This window comes from Pantoea sp. EKM103V (assembly GCF_011800365.1).
In the GTDB taxonomy this organism is placed as follows: domain Bacteria; phylum Pseudomonadota; class Gammaproteobacteria; order Enterobacterales; family Enterobacteriaceae; genus Pantoea; species Pantoea anthophila.
This window is the reverse complement of the sequence record NZ_JAALFQ010000009.1, coordinates 82,213-108,231: the sequence shown is the minus strand read 5'-3', so window position 1 is coordinate 108,231 and position 26,019 is coordinate 82,213. Positions and strand designations below refer to the sequence as shown.

Annotated in this window: 21 protein-coding genes; 5 read left to right on the top strand and 16 right to left on the bottom strand. The window is 58.6% G+C overall.

The annotated features are described in order from the left end of the window. Positions 1 to 249: 249 nt before the first annotated feature. Positions 250 to 1,092 carry a 3-mercaptopyruvate sulfurtransferase gene (gene sseA, locus HFD97_RS17005; protein ID WP_167431280.1) on the top strand — a complete coding sequence of 281 codons (843 nt, stop codon included), beginning with the start codon at positions 250 to 252 and terminating at the stop codon, positions 1,090 to 1,092. 38 nt (positions 1,093 to 1,130) lie between these two features. Here sseA and sseB read toward each other — a convergent pair whose 3' ends face one another. From sseB to trmJ, 5 genes are all read right to left on the bottom strand, one after another. Further along, positions 1,131 to 1,895, bottom strand: a complete 765-nt coding sequence (gene sseB, locus HFD97_RS17000) for an enhanced serine sensitivity protein SseB (RefSeq protein ID WP_167431279.1) — start codon at positions 1,893 to 1,895, stop codon at positions 1,131 to 1,133. Between the two features lie 46 nt (positions 1,896 to 1,941). Continuing rightward, the gene (gene pepB, locus HFD97_RS16995) at positions 1,942 to 3,228 is read right to left on the bottom strand and encodes an aminopeptidase PepB (protein WP_009088714.1); all 1,287 of its coding nucleotides are present in this window, start codon (positions 3,226 to 3,228) and stop codon (positions 1,942 to 1,944) included. Positions 3,229 to 3,389: 161 nt separating this feature from the next. Continuing rightward, positions 3,390 to 4,550: an IscS subfamily cysteine desulfurase gene (locus HFD97_RS16990; protein WP_167431278.1), complete on the bottom strand. Its 1,161-nt coding sequence runs from the start codon at positions 4,548 to 4,550 to the stop codon at positions 3,390 to 3,392. A gap of 88 nt (positions 4,551 to 4,638) precedes the next feature. Next, on the bottom strand, positions 4,639 to 5,136 hold the full coding sequence (gene iscR, locus HFD97_RS16985; RefSeq protein WP_009088710.1) for a Fe-S cluster assembly transcriptional regulator IscR: 498 nt from the start codon (positions 5,134 to 5,136) through the stop codon (positions 4,639 to 4,641). A 145-nt stretch (positions 5,137 to 5,281) separates the two neighbouring features. Further along, the gene (trmJ, locus tag HFD97_RS16980; RefSeq protein ID WP_009088708.1) at positions 5,282 to 6,019 is read right to left on the bottom strand and encodes a tRNA (cytosine(32)/uridine(32)-2'-O)-methyltransferase TrmJ; all 738 of its coding nucleotides are present in this window, start codon (positions 6,017 to 6,019) and stop codon (positions 5,282 to 5,284) included. 132 nt (positions 6,020 to 6,151) lie between these two features. Between trmJ and suhB the strand changes: the two genes are divergently transcribed. After that, positions 6,152 to 6,955, top strand: a complete 804-nt coding sequence (suhB, locus tag HFD97_RS16975) for an inositol-1-monophosphatase (protein WP_009088706.1) — start codon at positions 6,152 to 6,154, stop codon at positions 6,953 to 6,955. Positions 6,956 to 7,014: 59 nt separating this feature from the next. Here suhB and HFD97_RS16970 read toward each other — a convergent pair whose 3' ends face one another. The 3 genes from HFD97_RS16970 to HFD97_RS16960 form a co-directional block, all read right to left on the bottom strand. Continuing rightward, positions 7,015 to 8,028: a TIGR04086 family membrane protein gene (locus HFD97_RS16970; RefSeq protein WP_046102373.1), complete on the bottom strand. Its 1,014-nt coding sequence runs from the start codon at positions 8,026 to 8,028 to the stop codon at positions 7,015 to 7,017. A gap of 203 nt (positions 8,029 to 8,231) precedes the next feature. Next, the gene (locus HFD97_RS16965; RefSeq protein ID WP_167431277.1) at positions 8,232 to 9,212 is read right to left on the bottom strand and encodes a nickel/cobalt transporter; all 981 of its coding nucleotides are present in this window, start codon (positions 9,210 to 9,212) and stop codon (positions 8,232 to 8,234) included. Then, positions 9,203 to 9,829: a DUF1007 family protein gene (locus HFD97_RS16960; protein WP_009088701.1), complete on the bottom strand. Its 627-nt coding sequence runs from the start codon at positions 9,827 to 9,829 to the stop codon at positions 9,203 to 9,205. Before HFD97_RS16960 ends, HFD97_RS16965 begins: the two co-directional genes overlap by 10 nt. A gap of 155 nt (positions 9,830 to 9,984) precedes the next feature. Here HFD97_RS16960 and csiE point away from each other — a divergent pair, with 155 nt between their 5' ends. Continuing rightward, a complete protein-coding gene (gene csiE / locus HFD97_RS16955; RefSeq protein ID WP_009088698.1) occupies positions 9,985 to 11,253 on the top strand; it encodes a stationary phase inducible protein CsiE in 1,269 nt (422 codons plus the stop codon). Here csiE and HFD97_RS16950 read toward each other — a convergent pair. Both HFD97_RS16950 and glyA read right to left on the bottom strand, forming a co-directional pair. Continuing rightward, complete coding sequence (locus HFD97_RS16950) at positions 11,235 to 12,383, bottom strand: 3-phenylpropionate MFS transporter (RefSeq protein WP_167431276.1); 1,149 nt, start codon at positions 12,381 to 12,383, stop codon at positions 11,235 to 11,237. The two genes, csiE and HFD97_RS16950, sit on opposite strands and share 19 nt — an antisense overlap. Positions 12,384 to 12,511: 128 nt before the next feature. After that, a complete protein-coding gene (glyA, locus tag HFD97_RS16945; protein ID WP_009088694.1) occupies positions 12,512 to 13,765 on the bottom strand; it encodes a serine hydroxymethyltransferase in 1,254 nt (417 codons plus the stop codon). A gap of 324 nt (positions 13,766 to 14,089) precedes the next feature. Here glyA and hmpA point away from each other — a divergent pair, with 324 nt between their 5' ends. Continuing rightward, a complete protein-coding gene (hmpA, locus tag HFD97_RS16940) occupies positions 14,090 to 15,274 on the top strand; it encodes an NO-inducible flavohemoprotein (RefSeq protein ID WP_167431275.1) in 1,185 nt (394 codons plus the stop codon). Between the two features lie 93 nt (positions 15,275 to 15,367). Here the strand turns inward: hmpA and glnB are convergent, their stop codons facing one another. The 5 genes from glnB to purL all read right to left on the bottom strand — a co-directional run bounded on the left by glnB (position 15,368) and on the right by purL (position 23,770). Beyond that, entirely contained in the window at positions 15,368 to 15,706 is a 339-nt protein-coding gene (glnB, locus tag HFD97_RS16935) for a nitrogen regulatory protein P-II (RefSeq protein ID WP_003848647.1), read from the bottom strand. A 183-nt stretch (positions 15,707 to 15,889) separates the two neighbouring features. Then, complete coding sequence (gene glrR / locus HFD97_RS16930) at positions 15,890 to 17,224, bottom strand: two-component system response regulator GlrR (protein ID WP_009088690.1); 1,335 nt, start codon at positions 17,222 to 17,224, stop codon at positions 15,890 to 15,892. Continuing rightward, the gene (qseG, locus tag HFD97_RS16925) at positions 17,224 to 17,892 is read right to left on the bottom strand and encodes a two-component system QseEF-associated lipoprotein QseG (protein ID WP_009088688.1); all 669 of its coding nucleotides are present in this window, start codon (positions 17,890 to 17,892) and stop codon (positions 17,224 to 17,226) included. The genes glrR and qseG overlap by 1 nt, the downstream gene beginning before the upstream one ends. Positions 17,893 to 17,895: 3 nt before the next feature. Beyond that, on the bottom strand, positions 17,896 to 19,323 hold the full coding sequence (locus tag HFD97_RS16920; RefSeq protein ID WP_009088686.1) for a HAMP domain-containing sensor histidine kinase: 1,428 nt from the start codon (positions 19,321 to 19,323) through the stop codon (positions 17,896 to 17,898). 559 nt (positions 19,324 to 19,882) lie between these two features. After that, a complete protein-coding gene (gene purL / locus HFD97_RS16915) occupies positions 19,883 to 23,770 on the bottom strand; it encodes a phosphoribosylformylglycinamidine synthase (RefSeq protein WP_167431274.1) in 3,888 nt (1,295 codons plus the stop codon). A 268-nt stretch (positions 23,771 to 24,038) separates the two neighbouring features. On the opposite strand from purL, the gene mltF reads away from it, so the two are divergent. Beyond that, positions 24,039 to 25,505, top strand: a complete 1,467-nt coding sequence (gene mltF, locus HFD97_RS16910) for a membrane-bound lytic murein transglycosylase MltF (RefSeq protein ID WP_167431273.1) — start codon at positions 24,039 to 24,041, stop codon at positions 25,503 to 25,505. On the opposite strand, the gene tadA is transcribed toward mltF, so the two are convergent. Continuing rightward, the gene (tadA, locus tag HFD97_RS16905; RefSeq protein ID WP_009088680.1) at positions 25,502 to 25,993 is read right to left on the bottom strand and encodes a tRNA adenosine(34) deaminase TadA; all 492 of its coding nucleotides are present in this window, start codon (positions 25,991 to 25,993) and stop codon (positions 25,502 to 25,504) included. The genes mltF and tadA overlap by 4 nt on opposite strands. Between the last annotated feature and the right edge of the window lie 26 nt (positions 25,994 to 26,019).

Sequence of the window (26,019 nt, the reverse complement as noted above, 5' to 3'; positions counted from 1 at the left end):
TAGGGGCTGAGTGCGGCATTGCCTATCAGAGATCCCTAATTTGTTGAAAATTCTTGATCTGAGTCGACGCAGAGGCGTCTTCGTTATGATTTTGCCTGAAAAAGCGCCGGTGCTGCGGCCCTGACGGACGATTCCTGAGCAGCACGCCAGGCTTTTTCTCCTCCCCTGCCCCATTTTATTAACGCATCGCTTGAGATGGTTTCCACATTCCCCGACACTGCTATCACAGATTGCAGAGATGAGGTTGTTATGACGACGCCACTGTTTGTGTCCGCCGACTGGTTACAAGAGCACTATGATGATGAGCGGCTTCAGGTACTGGATGCGCGCATGTTGCCACCCGGCATGGAGGCCGTGCGTGATATTCAGGCTGAATATCTGGCGGGACACTTACCCGACGCCCCTTACTTCGATATCGAAGCGCTGTCCGACCACACCAGCCCCTATCCCCATATGCTGCCGCGCGCCGAACGCTTTGCCGTGGCGATGCGCGAGCTGGGCGTCAGCAGCGATAAACACCTGGTGGTCTATGACGAAGGCAATCTCTTCTCCGCGCCACGCGCCTGGTGGATGCTGAAGACCTTTGGTGTCGCGCAGGTGTCGATCCTGACGGGCGGACTACAGGGCTGGAAAGCAGCAGGCTTTGCGCTGGAAACCGGCGAGGTCAGCCTGCCGGAAGGCGAGTTTGAGGCTCAGGCGGATGAAAGCCGGGTGAAACGTCTGACGGACGTGCTGCTGATCAGCCATGAAAGCGGCGCACAGATCGTGGATGCACGTGCGGCCAATCGCTTCAACGCGGAAGTGGACGAGCCGCGTCCCGGATTACATCGCGGGCATATTCCCAACAGTCTGAACGTGCCGTGGAACAGCCTGGTAGAGCAGGGAGAACTGAAGCCGGAGGCGGCGCTGCGCCAGCTGTTCGCTGACGCCGGCGTCGATATCAGCAAACCGGTAGTGGCCAGCTGCGGCTCTGGCGTCACGGCGGTGGTGGTAATCCTCGCACTGACGGCGCTGGGAGCGCGGGATGTCACGCTGTATGACGGCTCCTGGGGTGAATGGGGCAGTCGCGACGACTTACCGATTGCGAAATAAAAAACAGGCGGCCCATGAGCCGCCTGTTTTTAACTGCGTCAGATAATCCGCTCGCTGCCCTTGAAGTCACGCAGGAAACTGCCCCAGCGACGTTCATAAAAGGGCGTGATATGCGCGGTAAAGAAGTGGCTGATACCGCGGTCCTGCAGGGTAACTTCGCAGATATCAATCGGCGCATCGTCCGGCAGCGTATCCGTTGCCACGCTGCCCGCCGCCTGAATGATCGCCTCAATGTTGCTGTCCGCTTCAATTCCAATCAGCAGATTAGGCGCTTCGTCGGCCTGCTCACGAATGCTGGCAACAAAGGCGCGCCGCACCTCCTTGTGCTTGCTGAACAGCTGCGTCAGCGAGTCGATCATCTGCGCAGGCGGCTCGGCCACCTCAGAGAGCAGCAGGGCGTGCCCGCCTTCCAGCACGGTCTGCTGACTCAGCGCACTGCCCTGCTCCGCCAGCAGATGCGTAATCTCTGCCGGGGTAAACTCTTTGCCGGATGGGAGTTTTGGATTGAGAAACAGCGTTTCGCCGCGCGTAATCTCAAACAGCGTCCGCACCGGCAGACGCAGCCAGGCCTGTTCACCGGTGACGGCTTCGCTCATCGCATGTTCCGACGTGAAAAAAGGAATGATGCTGCTGCCATCCTCTTTTTCCCAGTGCTGCAGATCAACCGGCGTACTGGCATCGAGCTGTGGCTGGGTGCTTTCACCCGGAACCCAGACATCGGACTCCAGCAGCAGTTGAAAAAATTCGGGCCGATGGGCTGGCTCAGTTGCGGCCAGCTTCAGCACCTCTTCAAGACGGTTCATAGTTGCTCTCTGCATAGCGGTGGCATCGGCCACCGCTGGGGTCAGCTTATTTCAGTAACAGGTTGGCGATAGTGCGCACGCCCAGGCCGGTTGCGCCTGCGGCCCACTGATCGACCGCGCCTTTGCGATAGGTCGCAGAGCAGTCGATGTGCAGCCAACCCTGCTGATAGTGGCTGACGAAGTGGGACAGGAACGCTGCCGCACTGCTGGCACCCGCCGCATGGGAAGGGCTGGCGATATTGTTAAGGTCGGCGAAGTTAGACGGCAGGTGGCTGCGATGGAATTCTGCCAGCGGCAGACGCCAGAAAGGTTCATTCTCGCTCACCGCGCTGCCCATCAGCGACTGCGCCATCACGTCGTCAAAGGTAAACAGCGCATGGTAATCGTTACCCAGCGCCGTTTTGGCTGCGCCGGTCAGGGTGGCAGCGTCGATCAGCAGCGTCGGATTCTGTTCGCTGGCATCGATCAGGCCGTCAGCCAGAACCAGACGTCCTTCCGCATCGGTGTTCATCACTTCCACCGATTTACCGTTGCGATAGCGAATGATATCGCCCAGTTTAAAGGCGTTGCTGCTGACCATGTTGTCGGCACAGCAGAGGTAGAGTTTGACTCGCTTGTTGAGGCCACGGGAAATCGCCAGCGCCAGCGCGCCGGTGACGGTCGCCGCTCCGCCCATATCTGACTTCATCGAATCCATGAAGCTGCTCTGCTTCAGGCTGTAGCCGCCGGTATCAAAGGTGATGCCTTTACCGACCAGACAGGCGTAGACCGGCGCACTCTCATCGCCGGTCGGGTTGTAATCCAGCGCCAGGAAAACCGGCGGGCGATTCGAGCCACGTCCTACCGTGTGCAGGCCCATGTAGCCCTGCTCGCGCAGATCGTCACCTTTGGTGATGCGATAGCTGACGGCGCTGCCGCCCACTTCACTGATCAGATCGATCGCCATGTGTGCCAGCTGTTCCGGCCCCAGATCTTCTGCAGGCAGGTTGATGACGTTGCGGACCCAGTCGATCGCTTTCAGACGACGGTCAAACTCCGCCTGCTCATGTTCGCCCAGCGCCGGCCACTCCACCTGACGCTGCCCTTTCGGGCCACGGAAGCCCTGCCAGAATGCCCAGCACTGCTCAAGGTGCCAGCCTTCGCCGGTGAGCGCCACGTGGCGGATCCCCTGGCTGTCGATTTTGTGCGCCGCGCGCTGAATGGTGTTCAGCGCATCCGCGCCGGTCAGATGCAGCGTCATGCCGCTGTCGTTGCTGCTGAGAATCGCTTTTTCGCCCCAGCGCGCATCGGCGGGCTGGCTGCTAAGCGTGATGTTCATCGGTTGTGTGGTCATCGAAAAGCTCCATAATCGTTATCTGTTTCATCCAGCCTGATTGTTATAACGGCTTTAATAAGATGTTAAATGCAATCCGCAGACAGACCTGATAACAGATTCCGTCGGGTGATGCCAGCGAAGTGCAATGACAGGTGCCGTTTCCGGATTCTGACCGGGTGTCAGGATTTCATTAATGCCCGCAGACGCGTCACGGATTTCTGCACCAGCGCGATGGCGTAGTCGATCTCTTCATCGGTGGTGAAGCGTCCCAGCGAAAAGCGCAGCGAACTGTGCGCCAGCTCTTCACTCAGCCCCAGCGCCCGCAGGACATAGGAAGGCTCCAGGCTGGCGGAGGTACAGGCCGAGCCGGAAGAGAGCGCCAGATCTTTCAGCGCCATGATCAATGATTCACCCTCAACGTCAGCGAAACTGACGTTGAGAATATTCGGCGCGCTCTGCTGAGGATGGCCGTTAAGGGTCACGCCCGGCAGTGCGCTGATGCCCTGCCACAGACGCTCACGCAGCGCCTGCAGACGCGCCATCTCGGTTTCGCGCTCTTCAGCTGCGATGCGAAAGGCTTCCCCCATCCCGACAATCTGATGAACCGGCAGGGTGCCGGATCGCATACCGCGCTCGTGCCCGCCACCGTGGATCTGGGCGGCGATCTGCACGCGCGGTTTCCGCCGCACATAGAGCGCGCCGATGCCTTTCGGGCCATAGAGTTTGTGAGCAGAAAAGGACATCAGATCCACCGGCAGCACGCCGAGATCGACAGGCAGCTTGCCGACGCTCTGGGTCGCATCCACATGAAACAGAATCTCACGTTCGCGACAGAGTTCACCAAAGGCGGCGATATCCTGAACCACGCCGGTTTCATTATTGACGTGCATCAGGGTGACCAGAATGGTGTCGTCGCGCAGCGCCGCCCGCAGCTGGTCAGGGGAGATAATGCCGTCATTGCCAGGCGTAAGCCAGGTGACCTCAAAGCCTTCACGTTCCAGCTGCTGACAGCTGTCGAGTACCGCTTTGTGTTCGGTCCGGCTGGTGATGATATGTTTGCCACGCGCCTGATGGGCGTGGGCCGCACCTTTGATTGCGAGGTTGTCAGATTCGGTGGCGCCTGAGGTAAAGACGATTTCACGCGGATCGGCATTGACCAGTTCGGCGATCTGATTACGCGCAACATCAACCGCTTCTTCAGACTGCCAGCCAAAACGGTGCGATCGCGAGGCCGGGTTACCGAACGTGCCATCCAGCGTCAGAAACTGCATCATTTTGCTGGCTACACGCGGATCGGCCGGCGTGGTGGCGGCGTAATCCAGGTAAATCGGTAATTTCATTGCGCTACAGCTCCGTATAAAAAATCATACGTCTTTATAGCAGATTCGGCCCTGACCGCGTTAGCAGTAAGGGCCGCAACAGGGGGGATTACGAGGCGCGCTGATTGATGTTGATTTCCTGAGTACGCGGGCTCTGGAAGCGGCGATTATCAATCGCATTCTGCCGGTCGGCGACGTCCAGGATCTCCTGATTGTTCACCAGCTCAGCCAGCGTGATGTTATTCAGGAAGTCACTGATGCGCACGCTCAGGTCGCGCCACAGTACGTGGGTCAGGCAACGTTCGCCGCCCTGGCAACCCTCTTTCCCCTGGCACTTCGTTGCATCAACAGACTCATCCACGGCGGTGATCACTTCACCGACAGAGATGGTATTGGACGCTTTGCCCAGCAGATAACCGCCGCCCGGTCCCCGGACGCTGGAGACCAGATCGTTTTTGCGCAGCCGCGAGAATAACTGCTCCAGATAGGAGAGCGAAATGCCCTGACGCTCTGAAATATCAGCCAGCGGGACCGGGCCTTCATGGGAGTGAAGGGCAACGTCCAGCATTGCGGTAACGGCATAACGTCCTTTGGATGTCAGTCTCATAGCATACGACCTCAATAGCGTCCGGTTATCGGAGGATTAGCAACAGATGCTCTGAAGTCTGACATTCCCGAGTAAATTGGTCAACTATTTAACCTGGTAAAACACTCAACTATTTAACCTGGTAATTCAGTCAACTATTAACCGCTTATTTTTTATCGCTTTTTGGCTTTTCAAAGGAGGAAAGCATGCCGCGCAGAATGTTGAGTTCATCGCGTTCCGGACGCGCGCGGGTATAAAGACGGCGCAGTTTGCTCATCACCTGACCAGGGTTGGCTTCACGGATAAAGCCGCTGTTCAGCATCATCTGTTCCATATGCTGATAGAAGCGCTCCAGGTCGTCGACCAGCGGATAAGGCGATTCTTCATACTTCGGTGCCGGGCTGGCCTGCTCCTGCGACTGTAACCATGCCATGCGCACTTCATAGGCGATAATCTGCACCGCCATCGCCAGATTCAGCGAGCTGTACTCCGGATTCGCCTGAATCGCGACGTGATAATGACACTTCTGCAACTCTTCGTTGGTCAGGCCGACGCGCTCACGCCCAAAGACCAGCGCGACCGGTGCCTGCTGGCCCTCTTCCACACTTTTCACGCCGCACTCACGCGCATCCAGCATTGGCCATGGCAGTGAGCGGGAACGGGCGCTGGTGCCCACGACCAGGCTGCAGCCGGCGATCGCCTCATCCAGCGAGTCGACGATTTTCGCGTCGCCGATAACGTCGCTGGCACCCGCCGCGAGTGAGATGGCCTGTGAGTCGGGCTTGACCAGCGGATTCACCAGATAGAGGTTGGTTAAGCCCATGGTTTTCATGGCGCGCGCAACGGAGCCCATGTTACCGGTGTGAGAGGTCTCAACCAGAACGATACGAATATTTTGCAGCATGATTAGGGATACTCAGAAACGGGTCAGTAAAATCAGTGGGGAGAATCCTAACATAAAGCAGGACATTTACCGAACACACTGCTATACTCCGCGCCGTTTTCCCCGTTCTTTAACATCCAGCGAGAGATACCGATGCATCCAATGCTCAACATTGCCGTGCGCGCAGCGCGCAAGGCCGGAAATTTAATTGCCAAATATTATGAAACCCCGGACGCCGTCGAAGCCAGCCAGAAAGGCAGCAACGACTTCGTAACAAATGTTGACCGTGAAGCAGAACGCCTGATTATCGAAATCATTCGTAAATCTTACCCGAAACACACCATCATCACCGAAGAAAGCGGTGAGCTGGCGGGCGAAGATCAGGACGTTCAATGGGTTATCGATCCGCTGGATGGCACCTCAAACTTCATCAAACGTCTGCCCCATTTCGCTGTCTCTATCGCTGTGCGCATTAAAGGCCGCACTGAAGTCGCGGTCGTTTACGATCCGATGCGCAATGAGCTCTTCACCTCTTCACGCGGTCAGGGCGCCCAGCTGAACGGCTATCGTCTGCGCGGCAGCATTGCCCGCGATCTGGATGGCACCGTGCTGGCAACCGGCTTCCCGTTCAAGATGAAGCAGCATGCACCGGCTTACATGAACATCCTGACCAAACTCTTTACGCAGTGCGCCGATTTCCGCCGCACCGGTTCAGCTGCGCTGGATCTGGCCTACGTGGCCGCCGGTCGCGTGGACGGTTACTTTGAAATCGGCCTGAAGCCGTGGGACTTTGCGGCGGGAGAACTGCTGGTTCGTGAAGCGGGCGGTCTGGTGACTGACTTCACCGGTAACCATGGCTATATGCACTCCGGTAATATCGTTGCCGGTAATCCGCGCGTGGTGAAAGCGATGCTCTCCTCCATGCGTGATGAGCTGAGCGAAGCGTTAAAGCGCTAAGTCTCAGACAGAAAAAAGGCGGCTTCTCAGCCGCCTTTTTTATTGCCTGTTACAGGGGATTAGCGACGTTCGTGCGCCAGCACCTGACGAGGCTGAGTACGACGACCCACCATGCCCATCACACCCGCCAGCACGGCTTCGATAATCAGCAGAATCAGGGCATACCAGCTCGCTTTCGCAGTAGCAGCGGCCGCTTTTTCGCCGGCTTCACGCGCTTTCTGCTCAGCCTGCTGTTTCAGTTCCTGATACTTCTGAACAGCCTGCTGATAGCTCTGCTCGGTTTTGGCAACGATCTGATCCACTTCCTCATCGCTTTTACCGGTACGCGCCTTGATAATATTTTTCAGCGCATCACGGTCAGCGGCCTGCAGCGTATCAGAATGACGATCCATCACACCTTTTAACCAGTTAGCCAGATCGGTATCGGCCGTCTGCGGATGGTTTGCGGTATTGTTCGCCTGATTCTCTGCATTCTGCGCTTCGTTATTCGCGTCCTGTTTTAAATTCTCTGGCTGTAATTCCGGCTTACCGGTCTGACGCAGCGTGGTTTCCAGTTCGCTCTGCAGGTTATCCAGATTAATATTATTTTCCTGCAGCTTCTCTTTTGCCATTTGCGTTACCGAAGGTGCCGCTGCGGAAATACCATTACCCAGCGCCTGGAAGCCGGATCCTACAATATTCATCGCGCCGCCTAATACACTGGAAGCCAGCGTAACCGCCAGGTAAATAGTGAAAATTGTGCTAAGGCCAAACATCAGTAAGCCGTGCATGGCGCCTTCGCGCTGCGCCAGGCGTCCTGCCACATAGCTACCCGCCGCAATGGCAACCAGCATCTCAATCGCCGTCCAGACCAGTGCGCCCGTACCAAGGCCATCCAGAGGATTCTGTTCTTTCATCGGATCAATGGTGGTGGCACCGATCGCCGTTCCCAGCAGCGTCAGAATGATATGAACGATAAGCGCGCAGATAACACCGGCAAATACGGCGCTCCAGGAAATACGCTTTAACGGTAATCCTGCGGGCCCGGTCGCCAGCGTTTCGGTATAACCATTATTAATACGGGTATCAGCCATGAAATATACTCCTCGCAAAAAAGAAAGCTGCTTTGATCTTTTATCATCCCGACGGCGACGTGCCGATTTGGTATTAACAGCGTAGACAGGAAATAGTCACTTCTCCACTAAAGCGGCGTGAGAAAATAATAAAGATGTGAATCTAAAGCGGATTAGCGAAGAGAAAAACGCAGCGGCTATTTTATTCCCGCTGCGTTTTTAATTCAGAAAGGCCGGATGCCACCGCCCAGCGTCAGCTGGGCTGATTGCCACAGGGCGAGACCCGCGACGATTAAAATCAGACTGCCGGTCAGGGTCAGCAGCGGGATAAGCAGCCGCGCCCTGCCCGCCGTTTCGCGGGGCTGCGCCAGCCGTTGCGCCACCGAGCGCGCCTGCTGAACCAGCACGCCTATGGCGGAAATGGTGAGGGCCGTGCCGAGCGCCATCACCGCAGCCGAGAGCACGCCCCAGCCATACACGCCGATCACTTTGGCAAACAGCAGCATCATGATCGCGCCGGAACAGGGGCGTAATCCCATCGACACCACGACCAGCAGCTGAGTTTTCAGGCTGACACTTCCCTGCATCTGCTGCGGTGTCGGCAGGTGCGCATGTCCGCATCCACACTGCGCATCATGCTGATGATGGGGCTGGAAGGCGCGAAACAGTGGCGCAGGCCGGGGACGCAAAGCCCGCCACAGGGCACGCAGCGCCCGATAGCCCATCAGCACACCCAGACCGATCACCAGCAGATAGCTGCCCTTCTCCAGCCAGAAACTGCTGAGGTGCAGCTGGCGCGACGAGGTTTGCAGTATGACCAGCATCACCGTCACCAGCCCGATAGCTACCGAGCCCTGCAACAGTGAGGCGAGCAGCGTCAGCCTGATACTGGTTTTCACTCTGGCAGGATGGGTCGCCAGAAAGGTGGCGATCACCACTTTTCCGTGGCCCGGCCCCAGCGCATGCAGCACGCCATACAGCAGGCTGAAAATCACCAGCGACAGACCCGCCTGATGGGGTTGCTCAGCCACCTGCTGCAACAGCTGCGTCATCTGCCGGTGCAGATCTTTCTGCCACAACACGCTCTGCAGCAGAATCTGTGACCAGTAGATCCAGACCAGCAGTCCGCCGCTCAGCAGCAGCGCCGCCATCAGCCAGAGTGGCCAGAGCCGCGATCCCCGTTCCGGTGTGGACATTACTGACATGTCAGCCCCACCGTCTGAGCAAACTGGCGGCCCAGATCCATCTCCTCTGCGGGGGCATCGGCTTTATCCAGCGACAGCGCATACTGCTTCAGCGAATCATTGGGTTTCGGTGTTGTCAGGGTAAAGCGGCAGCGCCCCTGCAGTGCAGGCGGCAGCGTTAAGGCGCCGGGATTGTCATAGAACATATCGACGAAGTAAGTGGGATCGAAGGTCAGGATCTCAAAGTGCTGTCCGGTCAGCGTCGGCGGCTCCGCCAGCGGCAGAATAAATTCGAGCACCGCCTTGTGGCCATTGCGTGACAGATTATATTCCGTTGGCAGATTCAAAAACTTTACCCGCTGTTTGTTATGCCAGACTTCAGAAAAGTAGTGCTGGCCAAGAACGTTAGCCATCACGCCCGCCGCAAGCTTTTTCCACACCACGCTGCCTGGTCTGGCGTCGCCTGCATCATAAAGCAGATCGGCGGAGGTGATTTCATCCATGGTCCAGGTCATCTTTAAACCGGTAAAGGTGTCACCCTGTGCCACCAGCGCGGTTTTCATGTCGATGAAACTGTGAGGGTGAGCCACGACAGCCGGACTTAGTGCCATCAGTAAGGTCAGAAGTGCGCGTTTCATAATGTTATAAAGTAACGTTCCCGATGAAAAGAATCTATAAGTAACAAAATTTTGTGACCCGCCTTAAACCTCCGGCAAATAAACTGCGCAAAGCGCACAGGCGCTGACGCGGTTGACTATTCTTAGCTCAAAATAGCCTGCTGGAAATCTGATTGATGAGTTCTGCTACCCCTTTGGCACCACTCTTCACCCGTTCACAGCGTCAGTGCCACCTTTTATTGCTGCTGTTTCTGCCATCATCCGCGCTCACACTTGAGAAAGTCTGCCAGCTTAATGGCGTCGATCCTGCCGTTGCCCGACAGGATATCGCGGATGTCGGTCATGAGATACAGCGATATCACCAGCTGGAATTGCACCAGATGGTGGACGGCAGTTTTCGTCTTCATGGCACAGAGCTGAATCGGCGACTCTGTCTGCTGCACAACCTGCGGCGCAGTCTGCGTCTGTCGCAGGAGTTTGTCTGCGCGCATTTTGCCGCCCCGCTGCGCCAGCGCCTGAAGGTGATGAAGATTGAGAAAGCGCTGTGGGATGAGACCAATCTGCAGGCACTGATCCAGCACTGCGGCCTGCGCCTGAAGCGGGATTTCAGCGAGCGCGACCGCCTTTTTCTGCAGATTTTTATGAAATATGGCTTATGCGAGCGCCAGCCGGTGCTGTTCAGTGAGGCGCAGCGTCACTGGCTGCTGCATAAGGCAGAGCGGCAGGCCGCCGAGGATGTGATTCACCACTGGCGCAAACGCTGCCACCTGGCCCCGCCGATCAGTGAAGCGGATTTCTGGACGCTGCTCTTCAGCCAGATCCATACGCCGCTGACCCATGCCATTCATCATCCTGCCGAGCAGCAGTTAATGACGGCGACGCAACAGTTGATCAATGACTTTGAACAGTGCGCCGGTGTTACCTTTGCTGACCGCGACGGGTTGCTGAACCAGCTCTACCCGCATCTGGCCCAGGCGCTGGAGCGCACCCACTTCCATATCGGTATCGACAACAGCGTCGCGCTGGATGTCAGCCGCCTCTATCCCCGTCTGCTGCGCACCACCCAGCAGGCCTTACAGCCGTTTGAACAGCACTACAGCGTCGCTTTTACGCCGGAAGAGGTGAGTTTAATGACCATTATCTTCGGTGCCTGGCTGATGCAAGAGAGTGCGTTGCAGGAGAAGCAGGTGCTGATTCTGACGGGGGATGATACGCAGCTGGAGCAGGATGTGGAGCAGCAGATCCGCGAGATCACACTGCTGCCGATCAATATTACCTATCAGGATATCAGACAGTTTCAGCAGGAGGGCGCACCGCGTGATGTCGATATCATCATCTCGCCCTACCCTACTTCGCTGCCTCTCTTCTCGCCGCCGCTGGTGCACGCCGAACTGCCGCTGACGTTACACCATCAGCAGCGTATTCGTTATTTACTGGAGTCGTAGCCGGGACGAAGGAACAGGGCGGGCAGCGCCACCAGCGCCATGACCCAGAAAAGGTGGCCCTGCAGATGGGTAAACAGCACGCCACAGATCATGGTCATTATCGCTATCCCGCCGCCCATTGCCAGGGCGGAGTAGAGCGACTGCAGGCGGATCACTTCGGCTCCCTGCCGCGCCGCAATAAAGCGCATCGCCGCCAGATGACAGACGGTGAAGCTGCCACAGTGGAGGATCTGCGCCACAATCAGCAGCGGCAGTGCGGTGGTGGCTCCCATCAGGCTCCAGCGGATTAGCGCGCAGATGCCTGAAAGCAGCAGCAGATCCCGGGCGCTCCAGCGACGGAACAGGCGGTTGCTCAGGGCAAAGACCACGACTTCCGCCACCACGCCCAGCGACCAGAGATAGCCCACCGTCGAGGCGGAGTAGCCGCTCTCCTGCCACCAGATAGCACTGAAGCCGTAATAGGCGGCGTGCGCGCCCTGCAGCAGCGTCACGCAGAGCATGAACCGCCAGACCGCGTTCTCACGCAGCAGCGCCCGCCACGCCTGCCAGCCCCCACCTGCGGCGCCCTGACGCTCATCGCCCTGTGGCTGCGTGACGGGGGTCAGCATCATGCCGGCCAGCATACTGACCGCGCCCAGCGACAGCAGCAGCAGAATCGCCTGGGAGGTCCAGGCGCTGACCAGCACACCGGTTAACGCCGAGCTGAGCACAAAGGCCAGCGATCCCCACAGTCGCACCGGTCCATAAGCCAGACCAATCTGCCGTGTCCAGGTGGCGGCCAGCGCATCGCTGAGCGGCACCAGCGGGGAGAAAAAGAGGTTGAAGCCAATCATCACCGCCATCAGCCACATCCACTGCTCACCCACCCAGAATCCGATGATGAACAGGCAGGTCATCAGGGCCAGCAGGCGCAGCGCCGTGATCAGCCGGGCAGGATTTCTGACCTGAGACGCGATAAGCAGGCTGCCGACAAAGCGCGCCACCATGCCACAGCCCAGCAGCAGGCCGATTTTTTCTGCATCCAGACCGGTGCCTTTCAGCCACACGCCCCAGAATGGCAGGTAGATGCCGTAACAGAAGAAGTAAGTGAAGTAGCCCAGTCCGAGCCATCTGGCGGAGCCGATTGCCATATTCCCTCCGGCAGGTTTGCTGCCTTGCAGCACAGGTGGGCGCTACTCTGGCAGAGCGCCACCGGACAGGCAATAAAAAAGGATGGCAGATGCCATCCTTTTTGTGGTGTCTTACAACAGGTTAGCGATTAAGCGTAGACCGGCAGACGACCGCAGATTTCCAGTACTTTCTGCTTCGTGCGCTCAATGGTCGCTTCGTCGTTGACGTTGTCCAGCACGTCCGCGATCCAGCCTGCCAGTTCACGCACGTCTGCTTCTTTAAAGCCACGACGCGTGACGGCCGGGGTACCGATACGGATACCCGAGGTGACAAACGGGCTCTTCGGATCGTTTGGCACGCTGTTTTTGTTGACGGTGATGTTGGCACGGCCCAGTGCGGCATCCGCTTCTTTACCGGTCATGTTTTTGCTCACCAGATCGATCAGGAACAGATGGTTATGGGTTCCGCCAGAGACGATGTCGTAACCGCGCTCAATCAGCACCTCTACCATCGCTTTGGCGTTTTTTGCCACCTGCTGCTGGTAGGTTTTGAACTCCGGCTCCATCGCCTCTTTGAAGGCTACCGCTTTACCGGCGATAACGTGCATCAGAGGACCACCCTGACCGCCCGGGAAGACCGCAGAGTTCAGCTTTTTGTAGAAATCTTCGTCGCCGTTTTTCGCCAGAATGATGCCGCCACGCGGACCCGCCAGGGTTTTGTGGGTGGTGGAGGTGACGATGTGCGCATGCGGAACCGGGCTCGGATAGACCTCAGCCGCGACCAGACCGGCAACGTGCGCCATGTCGACGAACAGCCAGGCACCGACGCTGTCGGCGATTTCACGCATTTTTGCCCAGTCGCAGACGCCGGAGTAGGCAGAGAAGCCGCCCACGATCATTTTTGGCTTGTGGGTCTGCGCCAGTTCAGCCAGCTCGTCATAGTCGATTTTACCGGTTTCATCGATGCCGTAAGCAACCACGTTATAGAGTTTGCCGGAGAGGTTAACCGGTGAGCCGTGAGTCAGGTGTCCACCGTGCGCCAGGTTCATCCCAAGGATGGTGTCGCCCGGCTGCAGCAGCGCGGTGTAGACGGCGAAGTTTGCCTGTGAACCGGAGTGAGGCTGCACGTTAGCGTAGTCGGCACCAAACAGCGCTTTTGCGCGATCGATCGCCAGCTGCTCAACGATATCAACGTATTCACAACCGCCGTAGTAGCGTTTACCCGGATAGCCTTCAGCGTATTTGTTGGTGAGCTGAGAACCCTGCGCCTGCATAACACGCGGGCTGGTGTAGTTTTCAGAAGCAATCAGTTCAATGTGCTCTTCCTGACGCACTTTCTCCTGCTCCATCGCCTGCCACAACTCGGCATCATAATCGGCAATGTTCATATCACGCTTTAACATCCGGATCTCCTGACTCAGCTAACTTTCTGACGGTATTTGCCCCCTCTGGGAGCGAAGGCCCACAGTGTAAACCGTTTTAACAGGTGAAGGTAGGGTGAACCGTCTCTTTTTACGCAAACGATTGGCTGGCGGGTGGCACTGCTTTTTTACACCTTTTCTCCCCTCTCCGGCCCGCCGATTCCGCGTCTGATAACAGGCGCTTTTTTCCAAATGCACGTAAAAGTTGCCACCGGCAGTTGGTGAAAACTGACCGGCGGGTTTACAGCAGAAGCGAGACGGCATTAAGATGCATTTAAAATGCAACTTTAAAATGAGGTCACTGATATGCTTGATGCACAGACAATCGCCGCTGTTAAATCGACCCTCCCTGCCGTCGCCGCCTGCGGTCCGAAGCTGACCGCGCACTTTTACGAACGCATGCTGACCCGCCACCCTGAGCTGAAAAACGTCTTCAACATGAACAATCAGCGCAACGGTGCTCAGCGCGAAGCCCTGTTTAACGCTATCTGCGCCTATGGCGCGAATCTGGAGAATCTGGCCGTGCTGCTGCCCGCCGTAGAGAAGATTGCGCAGAAGCACACCAGCCTGAATATTCAGCCTGCGCAGTACGCTATCGTCGGGGAGAATCTGCTGGCAACGCTGCGCGAGTTGCTGAACCCGGGTGAAGAGGCGCTGGCCGCGTGGGGACGGGCCTATGGCGTGCTGGCGGATCTGTTCATTCAGCGTGAGGAGGAGATTTATCAGGCGACAGAGAACCAGCGCGGTGGCTGGCGCGGCACCCGTGCGTTTCGCATCAGCGCGATTGCACAGCAGAGCGAGGTGATCAAAAGCTTTACCCTGACGCCGGTTGGCGGAGGGCCGGTAGCGGCCTTTAAACCGGGTCAGTATCTGACCGTTCATCTGCAGCCCGCCTGTTTCGACCATCGTCAGATCCGTCAGTATTCGCTTACTCACCTCAGCAACGGCAGAGATTACCGTATCGCGGTGAAACGTGAAGCCGCGGGCAGCGTCTCCGGCTGGCTGCATCAGCATGCCTGCGAAGGTGATGTGCTGCAGCTGACTGCGCCGCACGGGGATTTCTTCCTTGAGGTGACGCCTGCTACGCCGGTGGCGCTGATCTCCGCGGGCGTGGGCCAGACGCCGATGCTGGCGATGCTGCATGCGCTGGCCGCCGGTCATCATCGCGCGCCGGTCAGCTGGCTGCACGCGGCAGAGAACGGCAGACAGCATGCGTTCCGCAATGAAGTGGCCGCGACAGGCGCACAGCTGGCCGATTTCACCCACCGGGTCTGGTATCGCGAGCCCGCAGCTGAGGATGCCGGGCACTATGAGGCTCAGGGCGTGATGGATCTCACCGCTCTCTCTGCACGCCTGGCCTCACCCGCCACCCACTTCTATCTCTGCGGTCCGCTGGCTTTTATGGAGCACGTGGTGGCGCAGCTGCGGGATGCCGGCGTGGCAGACATTCGCATTCATTACGAGCTCTTTGGCCCGCATAAAGGCATGTAATAAGCGTGAAAAAGCCCGCAGCGCGGGCTTAATCTGTTGAACGATGCAGGGTAATGCTGGCAGCAGCAGATACACGCAAGGCGCAGGAGGGCATCAGATTGCCTCTTCATCCTCTTCGCCGGTACGGATTCGCACCACGCGCGCAACGTCAAAGACAAAGATTTTACCGTCACCGATTTTGCCGGTCTGCGCCGTGCGCATAATGGTCTCGACGCAGGTATCAACGATATCGTCGCCCACCACCATCTCGATCTTCACTTTCGGCAAAAAGTCGACCATATACTCTGCGCCGCGATACAGCTCGGTGTGCCCTTTCTGGCGACCAAAGCCTTTAACCTCACTCACGGTCATCCCGGTGATGCCCACTTCCGCTAAGGCTTCACGAACATCATCGAGCTTGAATGGTTTGATAATCGCATCAATCTTTTTCATGTCAGACCCTTTTTCACTCCCTCCATGGTCAGAGGGTTTATCAAGTATAAATGTTGCTGGCGCTGTCGGGCGCTAATATCCGGGATTCTTCAGGTTGCCGCAAGCGCTGTCAGCGCCGGGAGACTGCCCGGCAACGATCCGCGCCTCAGCAGGCAACCTGCCGCTCGCCCGTCTCAGCCTGCCCTACTCTTTGAAATCACTGGCATCCAGCTCATGACGGGAGAGCAGCTTATAGAACTCCGTGCGGTTGCGTCCAGCCAGTCGCGCGGCGTTGGTCACGTTGCCCTTCGTCATCTGCAGCAGCTTACGCAGATAGTTCAGCTCAAACTGATTGCGCGCCTCGGCAAAGGTGGGCAGCGCACTATTTTCTCCGCTTAACGCCTGCTCCACCAGCGCATCGCTGATGACCGGCGATGAACTCAGCGCCACGCACTGCTCAATCACGTTAACCAGCTGACGCACGTTGCCAGGCCAGCTGGCGGCCATCAGACGCTTCATCGCATCGACTGAAAAACTGCGCACCTGCGGTTTATGGCGTTCCGCAGCCTGACGCAGCAGATGATTAGCCAGCAACGGAATATCTTCGGTGCGCTCATGCAGCGCCGGAATTTTCAGGTTCACCACATTGAGACGATAGAAGAGATCCTCGCGAAACTCTTTTTTCTCCATCGCCTTCGGCAGATCGCGGTGGGTGGCGGAGATAATGCGCACGTCGATCTCGCTGTCATGATCGCTGCCCAGCGGCCTGACCTTACGCTCCTGCAACACCCGCAGCAGCTTGACCTGCAAGGGTTGCGGCATGTCTCCAATCTCATCCAGGAAAAGCGTGCCGCCGCCCGCGGTTTTGAACAGCCCTTCGCGGGCGCTGACCGCGCCGGTAAAGGCACCTTTGGCGTGACCGAACAGCTCCGACTCCAGCAGCTGCTCCGGCAGAGCGCCGCAGTTAATGGCGACAAACGGCTTGCCGTTGCGCGGGCTGGCGGCGTGGATCGCCTGCGCCAGCATCTCTTTACCGGTGCCGCTCTGTCCGTTGATCAGCACGCTGACGTCAGACTGCGCCACCATATGGGCCTGCTCCAGCAGCCTTAACATCAGCGGGCTGCGGGTCACGATCGCCTCCCGCCAGCGGTCATCACTGACCGGCGCCTGCTGGGCCAGCGCCTCATCAATCGCTTTATAGAGCGCATCGCGATCAACCGGCTTGGTCAGGAAGCTGAACACCCCCTGCTGCGTAGCGGAAACCGCATCCGGGATCGACCCATGTGCGGTCAGGATAATCACCGGCAGACCGGTATGGCGTTTCTGAATCTCGCCAAACAGCGCCAGGCCATCCATTTCATCCATGCGCAGATCGCTGATCACCAGCTCAATCTTCTCTTTCTGCAGCAGGCGCAGCGCCTCTGGTCCACTGGCTGCGGTGGTGACCTGATAGCCTTCGCTGCTCAGACGCATGCCCAGCAGCTTCAGCAGGCTGGGATCGTCATCCACCAGCAGCAGTTTTGCCGCTTGTCTGACCATTATTGCTCCTCATCCTGCGGCAGCGCAGTGCCGTGGCCGTTTTCAGAGACATCCGGGGCTTTGCGCGAGGAGAGCTGACGCTCAATGTCCGTCAGCCGCTCCAGCTTATGCTGGGTATCGCTGAGCTGCTGCTGCTGTTTAACCATCTGCTGGCGGAGCGTCTCCTGCTGAAGGTCGCTGCTCTGTTGCAGATGCGCATAGCGGGTGCGCGCTTCGCTCAGGTCAAGCTGCGCGGTCTGGTTACTGCGCCACAGCTGAATCAGCGGGCGCACGGACGGCGGAAAATCACTGTTGTAGCGATCCAGGGTTGCCACATAGTCACGGCGCTCTACGGGGGTCACGTTGCCATTGGCCATCAGCACGCCCTGCTTGAACGCGCGCGACCAGCTCTCTGCCGGCCAGCGGTGGGCTTCGGCTCTCGCTTCGGCGGGAGAGAGGCGTTCCGCGCAGTCAATCGCCCGCATCCAGTAGAGGGGATTGCTCAGCGCCGCGCTCTTCTCTATCGGCCACAGATCGTTACAGCGGGTCGCCAGGTAGTCAGCGACCGTCACCTCCGGCTCCGCCACCTGATGACCAGACGGCAGAGAGGAGGTGGCCGGTGCGGTGGTGCATCCGCTGAGCAGCAGCGTCGCCAGCGTGCTCAGCAGCAAAGCGGGTAAATATTTCATCAGTCAGACGTTCCCGGCTGTGGTGTTCAGTTCAATTCGAAAACAGACATCCGCCTGTTCGCAGGCAACCAGCGTCAGGTCGCCCTGCATCCGGCGCAGGCAATCTTTGGCAATGCTCAGACCCAGTCCGCTGCCCTTGACCGGCCCTTTACGCTGCTGGCTGCCCTGATAGAACGGCTCAAAAATCATGGCCTGCTCCTCCGGCGGGATCGGCGTGCCGCTGTTGGCGACATCAATCCAGATCCGATCCCCCTGCTGCTGACTGCGCAGCCAGATGGTACCGGATTCGCTGCCGTAGTTCACGGCGTTCGAGTAGAGGTTATCGATGACCCGCACCAGAAGCGTGGGTTCAGCAAGACAGTGACTGACTTTGAGGTCGACTACCGTCTGCATCATTCTGGCATGGGCCGAGAGTGCATGCGCGTTCACCACCGACCCGACCGCATCCACCACGCTGACCGGCTCCAGCCGAATCGGACCATCGGCCAGTTTGCGGTTGTAATCAAGCAGCTGTTCAATCAGGCGTTGCAGATGGCGACTGCTGCCGTCGAGGATAGCGACCACCTCTTTCTGATCGGCATTCAGCGAGCCAGCCACCTCATCCGCCAGCAGTTCCGTGCCTTCGCGCAGGCTGGCCAGCGGCGTTTTCAGTTCGTGAGAGATATGGCGCAGAAATTCATGGCGCTGCGTTTCCAGCCAGGCCAGCCGTTCGCTCAGCCAGACGATGCGCTGTCCCAGCGACCGCAGCTCACGCGGGCCACGAAACTTCACGCTGTTCCCCAGCTCCCGCCCTTCTCCCAGCCGGTTGATCATCCGCTCGATACGCTTGACCGGTCCGATAATCATGCCGGTGAACAGCGTCATCAGCGCGAGGCTGATGATAAACAGAATCAGCGCCTGCCAGCCGAAAAACTGGCCACGATCGGCAATTTCGCGCTGCAGCTGTAAGCCGCGCGCAAACACCACTTCACGCGTGTCCTGCACCATCTGCGCGTTGGTGGCAGAAAAGCGATCCAGCGCCTCTGCGGCAACCGGCACCGGATTGCCGTTGTCACATTTCAGTGGCGTCAGCAGCGGCAGGGTGGCCTGCAGCGTCTGAAAGACGGGCAGTTCCGGCAGGCTGGCGCTGTGTGAACTCAGCATCTGACTGTAGCGGGTGTGCTGGGTCTGATAGAGGCGGGCCAGTGAGGCATCGTCCAGCACGCAATACTGACGATAGCTTCGCTCCAGCTCCACCGCCGTGCGCGCCATCGCCTCACTGCGGCGAACATCGGTAAACGTATTGCGGTTGGTGTCAGCGGCCTGCTCGCTTAGCGCAGAGAGACTTTCCCACGCCTGCCAGGCCAGCACCAGTAAAGGCAGCAACACCAGCACGAAAGCCATCAGCACCAGCTGACGCAGAGAACGGGGAAATAAACGCCATTTTTTCACGCGGCCGCTTCCTTAAAAGAGTGCTGACAGGATGCTAGCGGACTCTGCTGACGGAAGAAAGGGGAAGAAAAGAAAACGGCAGGCTCAGTGGCCTGCCGTGGACACGACGCGCAATGCCTCGTGTAAGAATGGGTGGAGCCTTACTCAACGTTACGTCCGGTGTTTGATAACGCAAGCGATTATCGGTCAGTTGGACGGCAGGCTCCGTTTGGTGCGTCATTCGGGCTTTATGAGCTCTTTTCCGCCAGGCGGGGCAATCATAAACAGGTGAATGAGCAGCTGCAGGATTATAGCAAGTTCCGTGCCAGAAAATAAATGATTATATTTTTCAGCATATTGCCTGCCTTAGCCCGCCTCCCCGTGCGAAAAGTCTGATGATGACAGGGGCGGAGTGTCGTCCGAAAGCGACATAAAATCACCCCTGTTCAGCAACCCAATAAAATCAGCAGGATAGATGTCGCCAGAAAGCGACACCCTCCTTACCGCTCTGTCGCCTTTTGCCAACAGGGGCAAAAAAAGAGGAGGCCCGGAGGCCTCCTCTTTAATGCAGCGGATGAGATTAACCCAGCTGTCTGCGCGCGTTGCGGAAAATACGCATCCACGGGCTGTCTTCGCCCCACTCTGCCGGATGCCAGGAGTTGCTGACGGTACGGAATACGCGCTCCGGATGCGGCATCATGATGGTGACGCGACCACTTTCGTTCGTCACGGCCGTGATACCGTTTGGTGAGCCGTTCGGGTTAGCCGGATAGGTTTCGGTCACCTTGCCGAAGTTATCCACGAAGCGCAGCGCCACCAGACCTTTCGATTCCAGCGCGGCCAGATGCGCCGCATCACGCACCTCAACGAAGCCTTCACCGTGGGAAACCGCGATAGGCATGTGCGAGCCAGCCATGCCGTCCAGCAGCAGTGACGGACTGGCGGCCACTTCGACCAGGCTGAAGCGGGCTTCGAAGCGCTCAGACTGGTTACGCACAAAGCGCGGCCAGAGATCGCTGCCCGGGATCAGCTCACGCAGATTCGACATCATCTGGCATCCGTTACAGACGCCCAGCGCCAGGGTCTGCGGACGGTGGAAGAAGGTTTCGAACTCATCACGCACGCGCGGGTTGAACAGAATCGATTTCGCCCAGCCCTCGCCAGCGCCCAGCACGTCACCGTAGGAGAAGCCACCACAGGCAACCAGCGCCTGGAACTCTTCCAGACCGCGACGACCGGCCAGCAGGTCGCTCATGTGCACATCAATGGCGGTGAATCCGGCCCGGTCGAAAGCCGCAGCCATTTCCACATGGGAGTTGACCCCCTGCTCACGCAGCACGGCGACCCGTGGACGCGCACCCGTGGCGATCATCGGTGCCGCCACATCTTCCTGCGGATCGAAGGTCAGATTAACGTTCAGGCCTGGATCGCTGTCGTTTTTCTTCGCCTCATGCTCCTGATCGGCGCACGCCGGGTTGTCACGCAGGCGCTGCATCTGCCAGGTAGTTTCTGCCCACCAGGTCCGCAGCGTGGTCCGGCTTTCGCTGTAGACGGCACTCTCACCGGCACGGATCACGAAGCGATCGCCCGGTTGCGCGCTGCCCAGCAGATGCGTTGAGGCGGCAAGGCCGTGATCGGCAAGGATCTGCTCAACCGCAGCACGATCGGCGGCGTCAATCTGGATCACGGCGCCCAGCTCTTCGGTAAACAGTGCGGCCAGCGCATCGTTACCCAGCGCGGCGATGTCAACGTCGATGCCGCAGTGACCGGCAAAGGCCATCTCGGCCAGGGTCACCAGCAGGCCCCCGTCTGAGCGGTCGTGGTAGGCCAGCAGTTTCTGCTCAGCCACCAGCGCCTGAATGGCGTTAAAGAAGCCCGCCAGCTGAGTGGCATCGCGCACGTCCGCAGGCTTGTCGCCAAGCTGACGATAGACCTGAGACAGCGCGGTTGCGCCGAGGGTGTTTGCCCCATTGCCAAGATCGATCAGCAGCAGCAGGTTATCCCGGTCGGCCTGCAACTGCGGCGTGACGGTGCGGCGCACATCTTCGACCCGGGCAAACGCGGTAATTACCAGCGACAGCGGAGAGGTCATCTCACGCTGTTCGGTGCCTTCCTGCCAGCGGGTTTTCATCGACATCGAATCTTTACCGACCGGGATAGTTATCCCCAGCGCCGGACAGAGCTCTTCGCCGACCGCTTTCACCGCCGCATATAAACCGGCATCTTCACCCGGATGACCGGCTGCAGACATCCAGTTTGCCGAAAGCTTCACGCGCTTCAGCGAGCCAATCTGGGTTGCCGCCAGGTTGGTCAGCGCTTCACCCACGGCCAGGCGGCCCGAGGCGGCGAAGTCGAGCAGTGCAACCGGCGAACGTTCGCCGAGGGCAAAGGCTTCACCGTGATAGCTGTCGAGGCTGGCGGTGGTCACGGCACAGTTGGCGACCGGGATCTGCCACGGTCCGACCATCTGATCGCGCGCCACCATGCCGGTCACGCTGCGGTCACCGATGGTGATCAGGAAGGTTTTTTCCGCCACGGCTGGCAGATGCAGGACACGATTGACCGCATCAACCAGGGTAATGCCGTCACGCTGCAGCGCGTTGCCCTGCGCCTGCTGCGTTACCACATCCCGCGTCATCTTCGGCGTTTTACCGAGCAGAACGTCAAGCGGCATGTCGATCGGCTTATTATTGAAATGCGAATCTTCCAGGCTCAGGTGCAGCTCTTCGGTCGCTTCACCAATCACCGCAAACGGGGCACGTTCGCGCTGGCAGATCGCTTCAAACTGCGCCAGCTGATCCGGGGCCACGGCCATCACATAACGTTCCTGTGATTCGTTGCACCACACTTCCAGCGGGCTCATACCCGGCTCATCGCTCAGGATGTCACGCAGATTAAAGCGGCCGCCGCGGCCGCCGTCGCTGACCAGCTCTGGCATCGCATTGGAGAGGCCACCCGCGCCCACGTCGTGGATAAACAGAATCGGGTTCTCATCGCCCAGCTGCCAGCAGCGGTCGATCACTTCCTGGCAGCGGCGCTCCATCTCCGGGTTATCGCGCTGAACGGAGGCGAAGTCGAGGTCAGCATCAGACTGGCCCGAGGCCATTGATGACGCGGCACCGCCGCCCAGACCGATGTTCATGGCCGGGCCGCCCAGCACCACCAGTTTGGCACCGACGCTGATTTCGCCTTTCTGCACATGGTCGGCACGGATATTACCGATGCCGCCTGCCAGCATAATCGGCTTGTGATAGCCGCGCAGTTCGGTGCCGTTGTGGCTGGTGACCTGCTCTTCGTAGGTACGGAAGTAGCCATTCAGAGCCGGACGACCAAATTCGTTGTTAAACGCCGCCCCGCCCAGAGGACCGTCGGTCATGATCTCCAGCGCGCTGACGATGCGAGCCGGTTTACCGAAGTCCTCTTCCCACGGCTGCTCAAAGCCCGGGATGCGCAGGTTAGAAACGGAGAAGCCGACCAGGCCCGCTTTCGGCTTGGAGCCGCGTCCGGTTGCGCCTTCATCACGGATTTCGCCACCGGAACCGGTCGCTGCGCCTGGCCACGGTGAGATGGCCGTCGGGTGGTTGTGTGTTTCCACCTTCATCAGGATGTGCGCCGCTTCCTGATGCCAGCGGTATTCGCTCTCTCCGGCGTCAGCGAAGAAGCGGCCCACTTCGGAACCTTCCATTACGGCGGCGTTATCTTTATACGCAGAGAGCACGTAGTCCGGCGTCTGCTCCATCGTGTTTTTGATCATCTTAAACAGCGACTTTGGCTGTTTTTCGCCGTCGATAATCCAGTCGGCGTTGAAGATCTTATGACGGCAGTGCTCAGAGTTCGCCTGAGCAAACATATAGAGTTCGATGTCGTTGGGGTTGCGCCCCAGCGCGGTAAAGGCCGTCACCAGGTAGTCGATTTCATCATCCGCCAGCGCCAGACCCAGCGTGGTGTTCGCCTGAACCAGCGCCTGACGGCCCTCACCCAGCAGATCGACACTCTTCACCGGCTGCGGCGTATGGTGCGCGAATAATTGCTCAGCCTGCGCCAGATCGCTGAAGACCGTTTCCATCATCCGGTCATGCAGCAGTGTGCTCAGCGCCTGCCACTGCGTTTCGGTCAGCTGCGGGGCCTGCACATAAAAGGCCAGGCCGCGTTCGAGGCGGCGAACCTGCGGCAGGCCGCAGTTGTGGGCGATGTCGGTGGCTTTGGATGACCAGGGCGAAATCGTACCGGGACGCGGGGTCACCAGCAGCAGACGGCCCTGCGGGGCATGTTCAGCAAGAGAGGGACCATATTTCAGCAGGCGCTGCAGACGGCTCTGTTCGTCTGCGCTTAACGGCGTGCTGACATCAGCAAAATGGATGTACTCGGCGTAAATATCACTCACCGGCAGATGAGCGTCCTGAAAGCGGGTCAGCAGTTTGTTTACACGAAATGCCGACAGGGCGGGCGAACCACGCAGAATTTCCATTACATAAGTCTCTCGTCAGGGCGCCGGGCGACGCTTGATTGGGCGCAACAGGGAAAACGGGGCGTATTATAGAGAAAGCGCCTTCGCGACGAAACCGTTTGCGCACAATTTTTGGCGACACGGATTTGCCTGAAATTTGCGCAAAAGCTGCTATAAAAGTTGCTCAGCGTCATTTTGTTGCGCAAAATGCCCCTCGCTCTGGGAGTTCAAAGAAGACAAATACTGCCTTTAAAAGACAGAGGCCTTAGAGCCAGCGAGAGATAACTATTTGAAACGCCTAAAATTTAATTATCTGTTTATCGGTCTGGTTGCCGTGCTGTTAGCGTTAGCGCTGTGGCCATCCATTCCCTGGTATGGGGGTGGGCAGGACACGATTTCACAGATTAAATCACGGGGAGTGCTGCGCGTCAGTACCATCAATTCCCCCCTGACTTACTACACCGTCAATCAATCTCCGGCCGGTATGGATTATGAGCTGGCAAAACGTTTTGCTGATTATCTGGGCGTCAAGCTCAAGGTCACGGTGCGCCCTAACCTGAGCGATCTGTTCGATGACCTGGATGATGGCAAAGCCGATTTGCTGGCCGCAGGCCTGAATTACAACAGCGAACGCCTGACCCGTTATCAGACCGGGCCGGGTTACTACAACGTATCGCAGCAGCTGGTCTACCGCGTGGATAAGCCTCGCCCCAAAAACCTCGGTGACTTAAAGGGGCGGTTAACGGTCGCGTCCGGATCGGCTTACCTCTCCACGCTGAAGAGTGCCCGTTCCAATCAGTTCCCCGATCTGGACTGGGCCATCTCCACCGACCAGAGCCCGAAAGCCCTGCTGGAAGCGGTGGCAGACGGCAAGCTCGACTACACCATTGGTGACTCCGTCACCATCGCCCTGCTGCAGCGTATCTATCCGCAGCTGGCGGTGGCGTTCGACGTGACTGATGAGGAGCCGGTCACCTGGTATGTGCGGCACAGCGACGATGACAGCCTGAATGCCGCGATGCTGGACTTCTTTAATGGCATGGGTGAAGAAGGCGCGATGGCGCGACTGGAGGAGAAGTATCTCGGCCACGTCGGCACCTTCGATTATGTCGATACCCGCACCTTCCTGCGCGCAATCGACAACACGCTGCCCGACATCAAGCCGCTGTTTGAGAAGTACGCCACCAGCATTGACTGGCGGCTGCTGGCGGCGATCTCCTATCAGGAGTCACACTGGAATCCTCAGGCCACCTCCCCTACCGGCGTGCGCGGCATGATGATGCTGACGCGCAACACCGCAGAGAGCCTGGATGTGGGCGACCGCACCGACCCTGAACAGAGCATTCGCGGTGGCAGTCAGTATCTGCAGGATATGATGTCGAAAGTGCCACAGACCATCCCGGAAGATGAGCGCATCTGGTTTGCGCTGGCCGCCTATAACATGGGCTACGCCCATATGCTGGATGTGCGGAAACTCACGGCCCGCCAGGGTGGCAATCCGGACAGCTGGGCAGATGTGAAGCTGCGGTTACCGATGCTGAGCCAGAAACGCTACTACACCCAGACGACCTACGGCTATGCGCGCGGGCATGAGGCCTATAACTATGTGGAGAACATCCGCAAGTATCAGATCAGTCTGGTGGGCTATCTGCAGGAGCAGGAGAAGCGCCTGGCACGCCAGGCGGCGGAGGCAGCAGCCGAGGCCGAACTGGCCAAAGGCTATCCGGCGGTGGAACCGAAGATCGCCATGAACTAACTCTGGCGTTGCGCCTGACGCAACGCTTTTTTCTCTTCGCGACGCATACGAAAGAAGTCGCTCAGCATCGCAGCACACTCCTCCGCCAGCACGCCGCTCGCTAACTCAACCTGATGGTTCATACCGGGGTGACCCAGCACATCCAGCAGCGAACCCGCCGCCCCGCTTTTCAGATCGTGCGCGCCATAGACGAGCCGGGTGATCCGGCTGTGCACCATCGCTCCGGCGCACATCACGCAGGGTTCCAGCGTCACATAGAGGGTGGTTTCCAGCAGACGGTAATTTTCCAGCACCTTGCCGCCCTGGCGCAGAGCCATGATCTCCGCATGGGCGGTGGGATCGTGCTGGCCGATGGGCCGGTTCCAGCCTTCGCCGATCACCCGGTCATTCTGCACCAGCACCGCCCCCACCGGCACTTCGCCCTGCTCCCAGGCCCGGCGTGCCAGGCTGAGCGCATGGCGCATCCAGTATTCATCTTGTTGTTTCATGCAGACCACTCCGGGCGACAGAAAAG

Excerpts from the sequence above, each read along its gene's own strand:
- tadA (WP_009088680.1), bottom strand. The coding sequence starts at position 25,993 with ATGAAACAACAAGATGAATACTGGATGCGCCATGCGCTCAGCCTGGCA.
- suhB (WP_009088706.1), top strand. The coding sequence starts at position 6,152 with ATGCATCCAATGCTCAACATTGCCGTGCGCGCAGCGCGCAAGGCCGGA.
- sseA (WP_167431280.1), top strand. The coding sequence starts at position 250 with ATGACGACGCCACTGTTTGTGTCCGCCGACTGGTTACAAGAGCACTAT.
- HFD97_RS16960 (WP_009088701.1), bottom strand. The coding sequence starts at position 9,829 with ATGAAACGCGCACTTCTGACCTTACTGATGGCACTAAGTCCGGCTGTC.
- glnB (WP_003848647.1), bottom strand. The coding sequence starts at position 15,706 with ATGAAAAAGATTGATGCGATTATCAAACCATTCAAGCTCGATGATGTT.
- HFD97_RS16990 (WP_167431278.1), bottom strand. The coding sequence starts at position 4,550 with ATGAAATTACCGATTTACCTGGATTACGCCGCCACCACGCCGGCCGAT.
- glyA (WP_009088694.1), bottom strand. The coding sequence starts at position 13,765 with ATGTTAAAGCGTGATATGAACATTGCCGATTATGATGCCGAGTTGTGG.
- purL (WP_167431274.1), bottom strand. The coding sequence starts at position 23,770 with ATGGAAATTCTGCGTGGTTCGCCCGCCCTGTCGGCATTTCGTGTAAAC.
- pepB (WP_009088714.1), bottom strand. The coding sequence starts at position 3,228 with ATGACCACACAACCGATGAACATCACGCTTAGCAGCCAGCCCGCCGAT.
- csiE (WP_009088698.1), top strand. The coding sequence starts at position 9,985 with ATGAGTTCTGCTACCCCTTTGGCACCACTCTTCACCCGTTCACAGCGT.
- HFD97_RS16950 (WP_167431276.1), bottom strand. The coding sequence starts at position 12,383 with ATGGCAATCGGCTCCGCCAGATGGCTCGGACTGGGCTACTTCACTTAC.
- trmJ (WP_009088708.1), bottom strand. The coding sequence starts at position 6,019 with ATGCTGCAAAATATTCGTATCGTTCTGGTTGAGACCTCTCACACCGGT.
- HFD97_RS16965 (WP_167431277.1), bottom strand. The coding sequence starts at position 9,212 with ATGTCAGTAATGTCCACACCGGAACGGGGATCGCGGCTCTGGCCACTC.
- hmpA (WP_167431275.1), top strand. The coding sequence starts at position 14,090 with ATGCTTGATGCACAGACAATCGCCGCTGTTAAATCGACCCTCCCTGCC.
- qseG (WP_009088688.1), bottom strand. The coding sequence starts at position 17,892 with ATGAAATATTTACCCGCTTTGCTGCTGAGCACGCTGGCGACGCTGCTG.
- sseB (WP_167431279.1), bottom strand. The coding sequence starts at position 1,895 with ATGAACCGTCTTGAAGAGGTGCTGAAGCTGGCCGCAACTGAGCCAGCC.
- HFD97_RS16970 (WP_046102373.1), bottom strand. The coding sequence starts at position 8,028 with ATGGCTGATACCCGTATTAATAATGGTTATACCGAAACGCTGGCGACC.
- glrR (WP_009088690.1), bottom strand. The coding sequence starts at position 17,224 with ATGGTCAGACAAGCGGCAAAACTGCTGCTGGTGGATGACGATCCCAGC.
- iscR (WP_009088710.1), bottom strand. The coding sequence starts at position 5,136 with ATGAGACTGACATCCAAAGGACGTTATGCCGTTACCGCAATGCTGGAC.